Source organism: Bradyrhizobium sp. LjRoot220 (genome assembly GCF_964252915.1).
GTDB lineage: Bacteria > Pseudomonadota > Alphaproteobacteria > Rhizobiales > Xanthobacteraceae > Bradyrhizobium.
In genome coordinates this window covers 16,355-30,162 of the sequence record NZ_CAXUPS020000008.1, presented here as the reverse complement: position 1 = coordinate 30,162, position 13,808 = coordinate 16,355, and the positions used below count along the sequence as shown (strand labels likewise).

The following is a 13,808-nucleotide window of genomic DNA, read 5'->3' as shown; positions in this document are numbered from 1 at the left end:
CCGGCGATGGTGCTGGCGCTGTCGATCGGCGCGGCCGCGGGTCCTGCTGCTGCCCAGTCCGCGACGGCGGAAGGCCAGAAACTGGCGTTCGACCGCGGCAAGGGCAATTGCCTGACCTGCCACGCCATCAAAGGCGGCCAGTATCCGGGCACGCTCGGCCCCGAACTGGTCGACATCAAAAGCAAATACCCCAATCGCGACGAACTCGTCGCCATTATCTACGACGAAACCAAGCGCAATCCGCTGACGGTGATGCCTCCGTTCGGACGAAACCGGATTTTGACCGACAAGGAAATCAGCGCGGTCGTGGATTTTCTGCAAACCTTGTGACGGCGCCTTTTCAGGAGACTTTCGGATGACAAATACTGACAATGGATTCTTGGCCGCGCGCCGCCTGATCCTGCAAGGCGCGGGCGCCGTGGCGCTGGTCGGCCTCGGCAATCTTCCCTTTGGTCTTGCGCCGGCATTCGCTGCCGCCAACGACAAATATCCGGAAGAGGCGTTCAAGCAAAAGAACGAAGCCGACGCGATCAAGTCGCTCTACGGCAAGACGGCGGAGGCTTCCGACAAGGTAAAGATGGACGCGCCCGAGATCGCGGAAAATGGCGCGGTGGTGCCGGTATCGGTTACCACGACGCTGCCGGATGTGACCTCGATCTCGTTCCTGGTGGCCGAGAACCCGGTGGCGCTGGTGGCGTCCTACAAGATTCCAGCCGGCACGATGCCTGGTGTTGCCAACCGCATCAAGATGGCGAAGACCAGCAATGTGATCGTCGTCGTCGAAGCCGGCGGCAAGCTCTACAGCGCCACCAAGGAAGTCAAAGTCACCGTCGGCGGTTGCGGCGGTTAATTAGGGAACATCACCATGGCATCGACCATTCGCGTGCGCGCCACATCATCCGGCGAGACCACCGAAGTGCAGGCGCTGATCCAGCACCCGATGGATTCCGGCTTCATCAAGGACTCCAAGGGCGAACTCATTCCGCCGCATTTCATCCAGCAATTGACCTTCGAATATGCCGGCAAGCCGGTATTCACAGCCGATTGGGGCGGCGGCGTCTCCAAGGACCCCTATGTCAAATTCGCCTTCAAGGGCGGCAAGAAGGGCGACGAGCTGAAAGTGAGCTGGACCGACAACAAGGGCGGCAGCGACACCACCACGGCGAAGATTCAATGAAGCAGGGATACGCGATCCAGTTTGCGGCGGCGGCGTTCGCGCTGGCCGTGCTGGCGTTATCAGCCCCGCCTGCGGTCTCCGCCGACAAGGTCGATCCGGTCGCCGACGAAAAGGCATTCAAGAAATTCTTCTACGACAAATTCCCCAAATTGAAGCCGGAGGATTTCGTCAACGGTCCCTATTCGATGGACGCGGACCTGTACAAGCAATGGCAGGAGAAGGAGCAGTTCCCGCCCTACGAGTTCTCGCTCGAACTGGGTAAGGAGTTGTTTTCCAAGCCGTTCAAGAACGGCAAGACTTATGGCGACTGCTTCCCCAACAAGGGCATCGGCGTTCGCCAGGACTATCCCTATTTCGACGAGAAGGAAGGCAAGGTCATCACGCTGGAGCTAGCGCTGAACCGCTGCCGCGAAGCCAATGGCGAGCCGCCGATCTCCTATGTGCGCGGCGACGAGATGGCGGCGCTGACCGCCTACATGGCCTTCACCTCCCGCGGCAAGCCGTTCGCCATCAAGGTTCCGAACGATCCGCGCGCGCTGGCGGCTTATGAAAACGGCAAGGAATATTTCTACACCAGGCGCGGCCAGCTCAATTTCTCCTGCGCCACCTGCCATGTGCAGAGCCCGGGCGAAAAGGTCCGCACCGAAGTGCTGGCCCCGGCGCTCGGCATCCTCAACGCGATGCCGATCTATCGTTCCGAATGGAGCGGCATGGGCACGACGAGCCGGCGCTTCACCACCTGCAACAGCCAGATCCGCGGCGTGCCGCTGACCCCGCAGGACGATGAATACCGCAACGTCGAATACTACCTGTCCTATGTCAGCAACGGATTGCCGATTTCGGGTCCGGGAGCGCGGCCATGAGGATCACGACACTCACATCGATCGCGGCATTGCTGCTGACGGGCGCGACATCGGCGCTCGCCGCAGGCGAAGACGACTACAAGGCCGCCTACGCCGCCGCCGAAGCCGCCAACAAGCAGGCGGCGTCCCTGCGCAATCAATGGACCACGACGGCCTCGACGCTGGCCGCGGCCAAGAAATCGGCGGAGACCGGCGATTTCGACAAGGCCACCGCAGCCGCCAGGGAAGCGGAAGCGCTGGCGAAAGCTTCGATCTTCCAGGCCACCAGCGAAAAGGAACGCTGGCGGGATCTGGAAATTCGCTGAGCATGATCCGGACAAGTGGAAGCCGGTTTTCCGACAAGATCATGCTCGAATAGAACAGCGCGTTTTGCGATGCGCGGAGATTAGCATGACGATCCGCCGCCGGGAGTTTCTGACGCTGGCAGGCGCGGCTGCCCTTTCGGGCAGCCTGCCCCGCCGCGCGCGCGGCGCCGACAGCGTCTACGATCTCGAACGCTTCGGCAACGCGCGGATCCTGCACATGACGGACACGCATGCGCAGCTGAGGCCGGTGTTCTTCCGCGAGCCCAGCGTTAATCTCGGCGTCGGCGCGATGCAGGGCAACCCGCCGCATCTGGTCGGCAAAGCCTTCCTCGACCGCTTCGGCATCCGTCCCGACAGCGCCGACGCCTATGCCTTCACCTGCATCGAGTTCGAGAAAGCCGCGCAGCGGTTCGGCAAGCTCGGCGGCTTCGCGCATCTGAAGACGCTGGTCGATCGCCTGCGCAGCGATGTCGGCGCAGGCCGCTCGCTGCTGCTCGACGGCGGCGATCTCTGGCAGGGCACGGGACTTGCTAACGTCATGCAGGGCGCCGACATGGTCGCCGCCTCGAACCTGCTCGGCATCGACGCGATGACCGGCCATTGGGAATTCACCTACGGCGAGAAGGCGCTGCGCAGCAATCTGGAGCGCTTCAAGGGCGAGTTCCTGGCGCAGAACGTCTTTCTGACCGAGGAAGCCGCCTTCAACGACGCCAAGGCGTTCGATCCGGCCTCAGGCCGTGTCTTCAAGCCATGCACGATCAAGGAGATCGGCAGCCGCCGGGTCGCCGTGATCGGACAGGCCTTTCCCTACGTGCCGATCGCGCATCCCAAGCGCTTCACGCCGGACTGGAAATTCGGCATTCGCGACGAAGAGCTGCAGAAGCTGGTCGATCGCCTGCGCGATACCGACAAGGTCGACGCGGTGGTGTTGCTGTCGCATAACGGCATGGACGTCGATCTCAAGCTCGCCAGCCGCGTCACCGGCATCGACGTTATTCTGGGCGGCCACACCCACGACGCGGTGCCGCAGCCGATTGCCGTGACCAATCCGGGCGGCGTCACGCTGGTCACCAATGCCGGCTCGAACGGCAAGTTCCTGGCCGTGCTCGATCTCGACATCGGCAAGGGCAAGGTCGCGAACGTGCGCTACCGGCTGTTGCCGGTGTTCTCCGAATTGCTGAAGCCGGATCCGGCGATGCAGGCGCTGATCGACAAGACCCGCGCGCCGCATGCGGGCGACTGGGGCGACAAGATCGCGTCCGCCGATCGCCTGCTCTATCGCCGCGGCAATTTCAGCGGCAGCATGGATCATTTGATCTGCGACGCGCTGCGCGGCGAACTCGATGCCGAGATCGCGCTGTCGCCGGGTTTCCGCTGGGGCACCACGACGCTGGCCGGCCAGCCACTGACGATGGAAGATTTGCTGGCGCAGACCGCGGTCAGCTATCCCGAGACCTACGTCGTGACCATGACCGGCGTCCAGATCAAGGACGTGCTGGAAGACGTCTGCGACAACCTGTTCAATACCGATCCCTACTACCAGCAGGGCGGCGACATGGTCCGCCTCGGCGGCCTCGCCTATGCCTGTACGCCCGCCGAGTCCGTCGGCAAGCGGATCTCCGAATTGACGCTCGACAATGGCAGCCCGCTGCAAGCCGCCAAAAGCTACAAGGTGGCGGGATGGGCCTCCGTCAACGAACAGACCGGCGCGCCGGTCTGGGAGGTGGTGGCAAAACACCTGAAGTCAGGCAAACCGTCCAACCGATCGGCCCCGGGCGTGACGCTGAAGGGCGTTGAAGGCAATCCAGGCATTTCGAAACAGGTATGACAGGCCTTTCCACCATCCTGCGCGTCATGACCGCGGCGTTGCTGATCGCGGCCGCCGCGCCGGGCGCGCGTGCGCAACAGGCACCGTTGCAGGACAAGCCGTTCGCCGAGCACAAGATCGTGCTGCAGCTCTCCGACAATGATGCGCGCAAGCAGGGCCTCGTGCTCAGCGTCGCCAGCAACCTGATGAAGCACTACGACCCCGACAAGGTCGCGATCGAGATCGTGGCGTTCGGCCCCGGCATCGAGTTGCTGCGCCCGGAAAATCTCAACCGCAAGATGGTCGAGAGCCTGGTCGCCCAGGGCGCGCGGTTCGATATCTGCATCAACACCGTCGACACACTCGAGCGCGACAGCGGCAAACGCCCGGAATTCATCGCGGCCGCCACGCCGGTCCAGGTCGGCGTCGCGCAAATTCTGTTCCTGACTGAGAACGGGTATACGCTGGTGCGGCCTTGAGGGAGCAAAAACTACCTCGACAAGGCCGCCCAGCCGAGACGAAAGACGTTTGAGAAGGCGGCCAGAATAGAATAATATCCTCCGCGAGACTCCAATAGAGAACGCGGCAGCGATCATGATCTTTCGTCAGCTCTTCGACAGCGTTTCGGGCACCTACAGCTATCTGCTGGCCAGCCGCGCCGGCGGCGAGGCGCTGATCCTCGATCCCGTGCTGGAGAAGGCTGATCGCTATTGCCAGCTGCTGCGCGAACTGGACCTGCGGCTGGTCAAGGCGGTCGACACCCATCTGCACGCCGACCACGTCACCTGCCTCGGCGAACTGCGCGACCGCACCCAGTGCATCACCATCATGGGCGAACAGAGCAAGGCCGACGTGGTGTCGATGCGGGTCTCCGACGGCGACAAGGTGATGATCGAGGGTTTGAGTCTCGACGTCATGTACACGCCCGGCCACACCGATGATTCCTACAGCTATCTGATGGGCGACCGCGTCTTCACCGGCGACACGCTTTTGATCCGCGGCACCGGCCGCACCGATTTCCAGAACGGCAGCGCGCGGGCGCAATATGATTCGATCTTCAACCGGCTCATGAAACTGCCCGACGAGACCATGGTCTTCCCCGCCCACGACTACAAGGGCGACACGGTTTCCACCATCGGTGAGGAACGACGCTACAACCCGCGTCTGCAGGTCCGCGGCGTCGATGAATATGTCGAGCTGATGAACAATCTCAAGCTGCCGAATCCAAAACTGATGGACGTGGTGCTGCCGGCCAACATGCATGTCGGCCTGCACCAGGATGATCTGGCCAAGCAGGGCCTCGCGCTGTCCGCGCGCGCCGCGATCGACAGCATCGGCAAGCCCGACATCCTGCTGGTCGATCTGCGCGAGGCTAGCGAACGGGCCAAGCACGGCACACTCTCGGGCGCGCTGCATGCGCCGTATCCCGGCATCGCCGAAAGCTTAGCGCCGGGCGGCATGCTGCGCGAAGTCGCCGCCGCAACCGGACGCCGTGTGGTATTTTTCTGCGCCTTCGGCGAGCGCTCAGCGATGGCGGTCACCGCCGCCAAGAACGCGGGCCTAGCCAACACCGCCCACATCGAAGGCGGCATCGACGCCTGGAAGAAAGCCGGCGGCCCGGTGGTGATGGGGTAAAAGGTGTCGTCCCTGCGAACGCAGGGACCCATACGCCGCGGCCTATCGATTTAAGCTCCGCGAGTAGATGCCTTCTAACAACAAACATCGGTGGCTATCGGTCCCTGCGTTCCGCAGGGACGACGGAAGAATGTAGGGTGGGCAAAGGCGCGCTTGCGCCGTGCCCACCATCTATCCGCATTCCACTGAATGGTAGGCACGCGGAGCCTGTCATCGGGCGCGCATTCGCGCGACCCGTTGGCTTTGGCCACCCTACGATTCTCTATTGCTGTCGTCCCTGCGAACGCAGGGACCCATAACCACCAGCGGACATTGGTTTGACGCGCTGGTCGTTGTCTTTCTTTTTCAACAAAATCGGCCGCGGAGTATGGGTCCCTGCGTTCGCAGGGACGACGGAAGTGTTTACCGCCCCACCCGCTTCAATTCCGCGGTCAGCACATCCAACGCTTCGGCCAGCATCACGCCGCCGCATTCGGTCAGCCGTTCCGGAATCACGATGCGTTTTTCCGGCGGATAGAACCGCGCCAGCGCCGGATGCAGCAGAAACGCCTGGCCGTCGTCGCGCGCGAAATCGCCGGCCTGCGACACCAGCAGCAAATCCGGCTTCTGGCTCACGATCGCCTCGAGCGAAGCAAAACCGCCGAAATTGAAGCCGAGATCGCCGGCGGTGTTGAACAGCCCGGTCTCGGCCAGCAGCGAGCCGACAAAGCTGTCGCTGCCCGCGACCCAGCCGCGCCGCGACAGCGGCAGCACGCGATAATGTTTGGCCGCAACAGCCTGGCGCGCCCGTGCCAGCGCCGCATCAAGCCGGGCGATCTGCTGCGCCACGCGATCGGGATGGCCGACGATGTCGCCGAACTCGCGAATCTGGTCCTTCACCTCGGGCAGGGTTTTCGGCACCGGAAGTTCGGCGAGATGCAGTCCATGCGCTTTCAGCAATTCCCGCGTCGAACGCTTGTCGTACAGATTGGCGACGACGATGTCGGGCTTGAGCACCATGACGTCTTCCGCGCCGCCCGACAGCCTTGGATAACGCCCGACGTCACCGACCAGCCAGGCATCGCGCGAAAACCGCGAAAGCCCCAGGATCTGCTCGGGGTCGGCCAGCGACAGCAGCAATTGATCGCTGCAGACGTTCATCGACACGACGCGCGGCAGGTTAGCGGCCAGCGTCGCGCCCGGCAGCACCAGCGCCGCAACCGCCAGCAGCACGGCAAGCCGGCGGCGCATCACAAATCCGCCCAGGGTACGATCACGGCCTCGCGCTGGTATTCGGCGCGGTAGGCGCTGATCCGGAACACCTCCGCGATCACCTGTTCCGACAGCGCCTGCGCCGGTGCGCCCTGCGACACCAGCCGGCCTTCCTTCAGCACCAGCACATGATCGGCGAAGCGGGCGGCCAGGCCGAGGTCGTGCGTCACCACGATGACCAGCACGCCCTTGTCGGCAGTGGTCCGCAGATTCTTCATCACGTCGATCTGGTGTCGCGGATCGAGCGAGGCGGTCGGCTCGTCGGCCAGGATGACCGGCGCTTCCACCGCCAGCACACGCGCCAGCGCGACGCGGCTGCGCTCGCCGCCGGACAATTCCGTGACGCGGCGCTCGCTGAATTCCACCACATCGACCGCCTGCATCGCGCGCAGCACGGCGTCGGCATCTGTCGGCGACAGGCGTGCCGGATCGGTCGCGCCGTGCGGATAGCGGCCGAGCGCCACGATGTCGCGCGCCGGCAGCGGCCAGTGCACGATATGCCCCTGCGGCAGGTAGGCAAACCGCTTGGCGCGCTCGCGCAACGGCAGGGCCGACAGCGCATCGCCGCCGATATGGATATCGCCGCCGGACGGCAATAGCCCCGACAATGCGCGCAGCAGCGTGGTCTTGCCGGCGCCGTTCGGCCCGACCAACGCGACCAGATGACCCGCGGTCAGCGACAGCGAGACATCGCTGAGCACATGGCGACCGGCCAATGTCACGTTGATACTCCGGGCGGTGAGAAGCGCCGTGTCGCTCATGCGACGCCTCCGCCGAGCGCGCGGCGTTCGCGCGCGATCAGATAGAGGAAGAACGGCACGCCAATGATCGAGGTCAGCACGCCGACCTTGATGTCGCTGGTCGAGGGAATGATCCGCACCGCGATGTCGGCGGCGAGCAGCAGCGCCGAGCCTGCGAACGCACTCGGCACCAGCAGCCGCGCCGGATCGTGGCCGATCAGGGGCCGCATCAAATGCGGCGCGACCAGGCCGATGAAACCGATGGTGCCGGTGACCGCGACGGCGCCGCCAACCCCAAGCGCCACGCCCGTGATCACGATCAATCGCAGGCGTCCGACATCGACGCCGAGGCTCTGCGCGGTTTCCTCGCCGAGGCTCAAGGTCCGATAGGCGTTGCGCTGGCTGAACAGGATGATGCCACCGGCGACGATGAACGGCAGCGCCAGCATCACGTGCTGAAAACTGCGATCCTCCAGCGATCCGAGCAGCCAGAACGCGATTTCGAGCACCACGAAGGGATTGCTGGAGAGGTTCATCACCAATGCGGTGGCGGCGCCCGCCAGACTCGAAATCGCAAGGCCCGCCAGGATTAGGATCAGCAGCCCGGCATTGCGGCCGGCGATCGTCAAGAGCACGAACACCGAGCCGAACGCCGCCATGATCGCCACCACCGGCAGCGCATAGGAGCGCACATCGGCCCACCCCAGCGCGATCACCAGCACCGCGCCGAACGCCGCCGATTGCGGCGCGCCGAACAGCGAGGGCGAAGCCAGCGGGTTGCGCAACAGGCCTTGCAGCGACGCGCCCGACATTCCCAGGATGGCCCCGATCGCCAGCGCCAGAATGGTCCGCGGCAGCCGGATTTCCCGCACGATCACCTGCGCCACGTCGCTGCCGCCACCGAGCAGGGCTTCAATCACAGCCAGCGGCGACAGCCGCACCGGCCCGATGCCGAGCGAGATCAGCACCAATAGCCCGACAAGGCCGGCAAGCGCGGCCGTCACGCCAATCCGGCGCCGCGCGGCCTCCTCGTTTGCAGCAATGATGGCCTCAACACTCATCGATCGTTCCCGGACGGTCAGCCCGTACCGCACTATGCATGCGAGCGGTACTGCTCATGCGACAAAAAAGACGCACTCGTCCAGCGAGGATCGCAGGCGGGGCCGAATGGGATTGACTCTGTCTTTGACAAATTTCTACCATATTTTTTCGACGGTTCCCGTTTTGGGGATCAAAAGGGAATGCGGTGCGGGGAAAATCCCCCAATTCCGCGGCTGCCCCCGCAACTGTAAGCGGTGAATCTTTTGTCCAACGCCACTGGGAATCTCGGTCCTGGGAAGGCGACGAAAGGTAACGACCCGCAAGCCAGGAGACCTGCCGTCAGCCGTGGTCACACGCGAAGATGTCGGTCGGGGAGTACAGGCATTAGCTTCACCAGCGCTGCTTACAGCACACTGGTGGCGCTTGGTTCGCTGTGACGTGCCACTGACGTCATACCGAGGCCTGAACCATGTCTTCCATCACGCTAGGTGCCAAGCGGCGCCGCCATCTTTTGCTGACGTCGAGTTTTCTGGCGCCGATCATGGCGCTCGGCATTGCTGGCGCGCACGCCCAGCAGACCGCCGCGGCCGGTCAATTGCCCGCGATCGAGGTCAACCCGCCCGGCGACCAGAACCGCACCCGCGCAAAACCCGCTTCCGATGAAGGCTCGGGACCGCGCCGCATCGCCGCGCCCAGTCCGAGGCCGTCAAGCAGCGCGACCCCCGCGCCGGGGACCGGCGCCAACGTCGCTTCGCAAGGTGGAGGCCAAGGCGGCGGCGGAGCGCCGGTGCGGCAATTCGCCGGCATCGTCGGCACGGCGGCGACCGTCATCACGGCTGAAGAAATCGCGCACTCACCCGCACAAACCTTGCAGGAAATCATCGCGCAAACGCCGGGCGTGCAGCTCACCAGTCTGTTTGGCGGCGTCAACGGCGTGAAGACCAGCGTCGATCTGCGCGGCTTCGGCGCGTTTGCGACCTCCAATACCCTGGTGCTGATCAACGGCCGCAGGCTCAATGACATCGATATGGCCGGCGTCGATTTTTCGACCATTCCGCGCGATTCGATCGAACGCATTGAAATCACCCGCGGCAACAGCGGTGCGGTGCTGTACGGCGACAATGCCGTCGGCGGCGTCGTCAACATCGTCCTGAAGAACGGCGTCGGCGGCCCGCCGGTCGCGATCCGCGGCGAGGCCGGCGTCGGCTCCTTCAACCAGCGCATGGCGTCGGTCTCGGCCGCGACCAATTTCGGTCCGTGGTCGACCTCGTTCTACGGCAACGCCATCAAGTCCGACGGCTATCGCGTCAACAACGCGCTCGATCAGCGCAACGGCGTCGGCAACCTCAACTACACCACGCCCGGGCTCAGCGCGTTCGTGACCGTCACCGGCGACGACCAGAAGCTCGGCTTCCCCGGCGGCCGCATCGTCGATCCCTCGATCGGCGTCAACGAACTCGTCACCAACCGCACCGGCACCAGCACGCCGCGCGACTACGGCAACCAGCAGGGCGCCAGCGCCACCGCCGGCTTCACCAAGACGCTGTGGAACGGCGTCGATCTGATCATCGATGGCGGGGTGCGGGACAAGAAGCAACAAGGCGCGTTCTTCAATCCGTTCGCCAACAGTTACGTCGACAGCCATCTGCAGACATGGTCGCTGACGCCTCGCTTGAGCGTCAAGAACGTGATGTTCGGGCTGCCCTCTTCGATCCTGACCGGCATCGATTATTACGATGCGACGTTCCATCAGGAGCGGCCGGAATTCAAGGGCACGCCGCCGATCCATACCTATGACCTGTCGCAGCGAACGCTTGCCGGCTACTGGCAGCAAACCCTCGGGCTGCTGCCGACGACGGATTTCGCGTATGGTGCGCGAATCCAGAACACCGCGCTGAGTGCGAGGGACCGTCTCAACGATCCGCCGAATTGCGCCTTGTTTTTTTCCTGCGGCGCCCAGAACCTGCCGCTGGATAGCAGCGAAATGCAGTACGCGCTGCATATCGGCCTCGAACATCGCTTGAATAATATCGTCTCGGTGTTTGGCCGGGCCGCCCGCGCCTTCCGTACGCCGAACGTCGACGAGAGATTGTCCTCCGGACCCGCCTTCGATCCTGTCTTCTTCACCCCGATTCCGCAGACTTTCCTGCTGAAAACCCAGACCTCGCACGACGTCGAGGGCGGCTTCCGCATCAGATCGGGCGGGTTCCAGATGCAGTCGAGCATCTACAACATGGACCTCGAGAACGAAATCCATTTCAACCCGGAGCTGTTCTATAACACCAACCTCGATCCGACCCGTCGCTACGGCTCCGAAACCAGCGCCTCGCTTCGGATCAGCGACAGCGTGCTGCTGCGCGGCGGCATGGCCTACACCCGTGCGGTGTTCCGTGAAGGGCAATTCGCCGGCAATGACGTTCCGCTGGTGTCGCGCTACACCGCCAGTGCCGGCGTGACCTGGAACATCTGGCAGAACTATCTGGTGGCAGACGCCACGGTGCGCGGCTGGAGCGAGCGCTACATGGACAACGACCAGAAAAATACCCAGCGCCGCATTCCGGCCGATGCCACCATCGACTTCAAGCTGAGCGGGGCATATCAGCACTTCTTCTGGTCGGTGAGCGTCAACAACGTGCTCAACGCGCTGTATTACGATTATGCGATCGCAAGCTCGATCACCGATGGCCGCTTCAGCGCCTATCCGCTGCCGGGCCGGACCTACATGGTGAAGGCCGGCGCGACATTCTGACCGCTTGGCCGGTTCGGAGCCCGCTCCGGACCGGCTTGTCGTGAGCTGACAAGCCGGTATTCTCTTCGGTCCCGAACCGCAAGAGAATGCCGATCCATGCCTGATGCTGCAGCCGGCGCCGCGATCGATCTGCTGCAGCGGGAAATGGCCGATCCCGACACGCAATGGAGCCTCGGCACGTTCGGCGCCATCGCCGAATTCGCGCGCGACCGCGACGAACCGGTGTGGCTGACCCAATCGGAAAACGCCATTGCAGCGGTGACGCCGCGCGGCGGCATTGCGCTGAAACCCGACGGCGGCAGCCGGGCGTTCGCCTCCGAGGGCATCACCAAATCAGGCTGGAGCCAGCGGATCGCGCTATGCCTGCCGTCGGGCGATTGCGCGATGAGCGGCCGCAACGCGCTGACGGAAATTGGCGCCGACCGCGACGCGCTGCGGCCGGAGGACCGCGAATCGATCCTGTTCGATCTCGGCCTCGGCGCCGTGCAGGCGGATTTTTGTGTGCGCATCGGCGACCACGATCTTGCCGCCCGTCTGCGCGAACTCTCCGGCCGCGCCATCTTCGAACACGACAATCCCGCGATGGGGATGATCCTTGGCGCGAACCCGCATCGTGTCTTCATCAGCCGGCTTGGCCGCATCGAGGTCTATCAGACGATCCCGCCGCCCTCAGGCAAGAGCCCGGAAGGGCCGCATACCCATGTGCTGCCAAAACTGCTGAAAAGCGGCCGAACCCATGCGGCGACCGAGCCGGTACCCGAGGGGTGGATCCCCTGCGCGCACATCTATCCGCCGCATCCGGCCCGTGACGGCATGGGCGAGGCCCGGCGGTTCGACCCGGCACGCCATCAGAATTTTCAACGGATCATGGCGGCGTGCGGCGATCCCAAGACGCTCGCGCTCAAGCGGCGCGTCGTCGACGCCGTGCAAGCCGGGGAACCGCCGATGGCGATCGGCGCCGATCGTCACGGCCGCGCCGGCATCCGCATTGCGCTGCGCCAGATGAAGGCCGAAGGACCGGCGTCAACGGCACTGGTGGCCTGGCTGGCCGCTTTCGACCAGAGCAGTCCTGAAGACGGCGATGACGACGCCCCTCTTCACTATGAAGGCTGATTCAGGGCGATAACGGCGCGTTTTCGGCCCAAATTCGCGCCCTCACGGGCGCAATCCATGGTATTACCGCCGAAAGACCGCCCGACGGCATGCGTCGCGGTTCCAGAGGTAGATGATGAACGACGACGAACCGAAGAGTCCGGCCGAAATGAAAGAGCTTCGGCTGCACCGCAAGCGGACCCAGGAGGTCGAGGGCATCAAGGCGATGGCCGAGATCGCCGCGGCCGACATTGCAATTCGCAAGCGGACCGAGAAATTGCGCGCGCTGCGGCTGGCCAAGGAAGCCGCCGATGCCGCCAATCCGCCCGAACCAAAAGCCAAGCCCAAAGCAAAAACCAAAACGGCGAAGAAGGCTGACGTAAAATGACCAAAGAAGATCGCGATCGCGCCCAGGCGCGTCTGGATAAAACGACCCGGGCAGCTCAGGACGCGCGAACCGGCAAGGCCGACCGGGATGCCAGCTCGAAGGCGGTGCTCGACAATATGGCGAAGCTGAAGGCGTTGCGGCTGGCCCGCGAAGCCGCCGCACCTCCGGCTCCGGTCAAGGCAAAGAAGGCCGCGGCCAAACCGAACAAGCCGGGCGAGAGACGCCCGGCCCCGGCATTGGGCGATTGGCTGGCGAGCCAGCAAAGCGGCGGACGGCGGACCTGAGCCGCATCAAGCCAGGCAGTGCGCCAGGCTTTTGAGCTGAGCTCTTTGAGCTCAGCCTTGAACTTCAGCCGTAAGCTTCAGCCTTGATGTTCCATCTTGAGTTCAAGCCTTGGCGCGTTACGCCGGTGGCCAATGGATCATCGAGCGGGTCTTGGTCTCGGCGTCATAGACCTGCACTTGCAGCATCTGGAATTTGTTCTTCAACGCCGTGCCCGCCTCCTCGGCGGCTTCGACCGTGTCGTGGTGCGACTTGAAGTGGCCATCCACGACCAGCGAATATCCGTTGGTCGGCGCCTTGTCGGCGCGAATGATCTTGCGTGGCTGCTGTTCTTCGGTCTCGATACGTGGCTTCTTCATTTTGGCTCCGTGTGATTGCCCCGTTTGAAGCAATATCGGCCAAAAGGGCAAGGAAAATTCGTGTTGCTGACGCTAGTATGTGGCGCAAAATCGGGCGGATTGCGCTGAAAGCGTCATTT

General features: G+C 63.8%; 16 protein-coding genes and 1 riboswitch. Of the genes, 12 read left to right on the top strand and 4 right to left on the bottom strand.

Annotated features, from left to right (window positions below; translation table 11 throughout):
* The first annotated feature begins 6 nt into the window (after window positions 1-6).
* From soxX to ACSQ84_RS27705, 8 genes are all read left to right on the top strand, one after another.
* Window positions 7-330, top strand: a complete 324-nt coding sequence (gene soxX / locus ACSQ84_RS27740; protein WP_436215147.1) for a sulfur oxidation c-type cytochrome SoxX — start codon at window positions 7-9, stop codon at window positions 328-330.
* A gap of 25 nt (window positions 331-355) precedes the next feature.
* Entirely contained in the window at window positions 356-850 is a 495-nt protein-coding gene (gene soxY / locus ACSQ84_RS27735) for a thiosulfate oxidation carrier protein SoxY (RefSeq protein WP_436214912.1), read from the top strand.
* A gap of 15 nt (window positions 851-865) precedes the next feature.
* Complete coding sequence (gene soxZ / locus ACSQ84_RS27730; protein ID WP_436214911.1) at window positions 866-1,177, top strand: thiosulfate oxidation carrier complex protein SoxZ; 312 nt, start codon at window positions 866-868, stop codon at window positions 1,175-1,177.
* Window positions 1,174-2,040, top strand: a complete 867-nt coding sequence (gene soxA / locus ACSQ84_RS27725) for a sulfur oxidation c-type cytochrome SoxA (RefSeq protein WP_436214910.1) — start codon at window positions 1,174-1,176, stop codon at window positions 2,038-2,040. Before soxZ ends, soxA begins: the two co-directional genes overlap by 4 nt.
* Complete coding sequence (locus ACSQ84_RS27720) at window positions 2,037-2,345, top strand: hypothetical protein (protein WP_436214909.1); 309 nt, start codon at window positions 2,037-2,039, stop codon at window positions 2,343-2,345. Before soxA ends, ACSQ84_RS27720 begins: the two co-directional genes overlap by 4 nt.
* 85 nt (window positions 2,346-2,430) lie before the next feature.
* Window positions 2,431-4,173, top strand: a complete 1,743-nt coding sequence (gene soxB, locus ACSQ84_RS27715) for a thiosulfohydrolase SoxB (RefSeq protein ID WP_436214908.1) — start codon at window positions 2,431-2,433, stop codon at window positions 4,171-4,173.
* Window positions 4,170-4,631 carry a DsrE family protein gene (locus tag ACSQ84_RS27710; RefSeq protein WP_436214907.1) on the top strand — a complete coding sequence of 154 codons (462 nt, stop codon included), beginning with the start codon at window positions 4,170-4,172 and terminating at the stop codon, window positions 4,629-4,631. The genes soxB and ACSQ84_RS27710 overlap by 4 nt, the downstream gene beginning before the upstream one ends.
* 115 nt (window positions 4,632-4,746) lie before the next feature.
* Window positions 4,747-5,787 (top strand): MBL fold metallo-hydrolase, encoded by a 1,041-nt coding sequence (locus ACSQ84_RS27705; RefSeq protein WP_436214906.1) that lies wholly within the window; start codon window positions 4,747-4,749, stop codon window positions 5,785-5,787.
* Window positions 5,788-6,189: 402 nt separating this feature from the next.
* On the opposite strand, the gene ACSQ84_RS27700 is transcribed toward ACSQ84_RS27705, so the two are convergent.
* Genes ACSQ84_RS27700 through ACSQ84_RS27690 form a run of 3 tightly spaced genes read right to left on the bottom strand, consistent with a single transcriptional unit; the run spans window position 6,190 to window position 8,839 of the window.
* Window positions 6,190-7,017, bottom strand: a complete 828-nt coding sequence (locus ACSQ84_RS27700; protein ID WP_436214905.1) for an ABC transporter substrate-binding protein — start codon at window positions 7,015-7,017, stop codon at window positions 6,190-6,192.
* A complete protein-coding gene (locus ACSQ84_RS27695) occupies window positions 7,017-7,799 on the bottom strand; it encodes an ABC transporter ATP-binding protein (protein ID WP_436214904.1) in 783 nt (260 codons plus the stop codon). The genes ACSQ84_RS27700 and ACSQ84_RS27695 overlap by 1 nt, the downstream gene beginning before the upstream one ends.
* Complete coding sequence (locus ACSQ84_RS27690) at window positions 7,796-8,839, bottom strand: FecCD family ABC transporter permease (RefSeq protein WP_436214903.1); 1,044 nt, start codon at window positions 8,837-8,839, stop codon at window positions 7,796-7,798. Before ACSQ84_RS27690 ends, ACSQ84_RS27695 begins: the two co-directional genes overlap by 4 nt.
* A gap of 135 nt (window positions 8,840-8,974) precedes the next feature.
* A riboswitch (cobalamin riboswitch) is annotated at window positions 8,975-9,174 on the top strand.
* A gap of 114 nt (window positions 9,175-9,288) precedes the next feature.
* On the opposite strand from ACSQ84_RS27690, the gene ACSQ84_RS27685 reads away from it, so the two are divergent.
* From ACSQ84_RS27685 to ACSQ84_RS27670, 4 genes are all read left to right on the top strand, one after another.
* Entirely contained in the window at window positions 9,289-11,568 is a 2,280-nt protein-coding gene (locus ACSQ84_RS27685) for a TonB-dependent receptor (RefSeq protein ID WP_436214902.1), read from the top strand.
* A 96-nt stretch (window positions 11,569-11,664) separates the two neighbouring features.
* On the top strand, window positions 11,665-12,681 hold the full coding sequence (locus tag ACSQ84_RS27680) for a DUF6925 family protein (protein ID WP_436214901.1): 1,017 nt from the start codon (window positions 11,665-11,667) through the stop codon (window positions 12,679-12,681).
* 115 nt (window positions 12,682-12,796) lie between these two features.
* Entirely contained in the window at window positions 12,797-13,048 is a 252-nt protein-coding gene (locus tag ACSQ84_RS27675; RefSeq protein WP_436214900.1) for a transcriptional regulator, read from the top strand.
* Window positions 13,045-13,332: a hypothetical protein gene (locus tag ACSQ84_RS27670; protein ID WP_436214899.1), complete on the top strand. Its 288-nt coding sequence runs from the start codon at window positions 13,045-13,047 to the stop codon at window positions 13,330-13,332. Before ACSQ84_RS27675 ends, ACSQ84_RS27670 begins: the two co-directional genes overlap by 4 nt.
* 117 nt (window positions 13,333-13,449) lie before the next feature.
* On the opposite strand, the gene ACSQ84_RS27665 is transcribed toward ACSQ84_RS27670, so the two are convergent.
* Window positions 13,450-13,689 carry a hypothetical protein gene (locus ACSQ84_RS27665; protein WP_212267341.1) on the bottom strand — a complete coding sequence of 80 codons (240 nt, stop codon included), beginning with the start codon at window positions 13,687-13,689 and terminating at the stop codon, window positions 13,450-13,452.
* Window positions 13,690-13,808: the final 119 nt, after the last annotated feature.

Coding starts and splice junctions, on each gene's coding strand:
- soxX (WP_436215147.1), top strand. CDS start 7: ATGGTGCTGGCGCTGTCGATCGGCGCGGCCGCGGGTCCTGCTGCTGCC.
- soxY (WP_436214912.1), top strand. CDS start 356: ATGACAAATACTGACAATGGATTCTTGGCCGCGCGCCGCCTGATCCTG.
- soxZ (WP_436214911.1), top strand. CDS start 866: ATGGCATCGACCATTCGCGTGCGCGCCACATCATCCGGCGAGACCACC.
- soxA (WP_436214910.1), top strand. CDS start 1,174: ATGAAGCAGGGATACGCGATCCAGTTTGCGGCGGCGGCGTTCGCGCTG.
- ACSQ84_RS27720 (WP_436214909.1), top strand. CDS start 2,037: ATGAGGATCACGACACTCACATCGATCGCGGCATTGCTGCTGACGGGC.
- soxB (WP_436214908.1), top strand. CDS start 2,431: ATGACGATCCGCCGCCGGGAGTTTCTGACGCTGGCAGGCGCGGCTGCC.
- ACSQ84_RS27710 (WP_436214907.1), top strand. CDS start 4,170: ATGACAGGCCTTTCCACCATCCTGCGCGTCATGACCGCGGCGTTGCTG.
- ACSQ84_RS27705 (WP_436214906.1), top strand. CDS start 4,747: ATGATCTTTCGTCAGCTCTTCGACAGCGTTTCGGGCACCTACAGCTAT.
- ACSQ84_RS27700 (WP_436214905.1), bottom strand. CDS start 7,017: ATGCGCCGCCGGCTTGCCGTGCTGCTGGCGGTTGCGGCGCTGGTGCTG.
- ACSQ84_RS27695 (WP_436214904.1), bottom strand. CDS start 7,799: ATGAGCGACACGGCGCTTCTCACCGCCCGGAGTATCAACGTGACATTG.
- ACSQ84_RS27690 (WP_436214903.1), bottom strand. CDS start 8,839: ATGAGTGTTGAGGCCATCATTGCTGCAAACGAGGAGGCCGCGCGGCGC.
- ACSQ84_RS27685 (WP_436214902.1), top strand. CDS start 9,289: ATGTCTTCCATCACGCTAGGTGCCAAGCGGCGCCGCCATCTTTTGCTG.
- ACSQ84_RS27680 (WP_436214901.1), top strand. CDS start 11,665: ATGCCTGATGCTGCAGCCGGCGCCGCGATCGATCTGCTGCAGCGGGAA.
- ACSQ84_RS27675 (WP_436214900.1), top strand. CDS start 12,797: ATGAACGACGACGAACCGAAGAGTCCGGCCGAAATGAAAGAGCTTCGG.
- ACSQ84_RS27670 (WP_436214899.1), top strand. CDS start 13,045: ATGACCAAAGAAGATCGCGATCGCGCCCAGGCGCGTCTGGATAAAACG.
- ACSQ84_RS27665 (WP_212267341.1), bottom strand. CDS start 13,689: ATGAAGAAGCCACGTATCGAGACCGAAGAACAGCAGCCACGCAAGATC.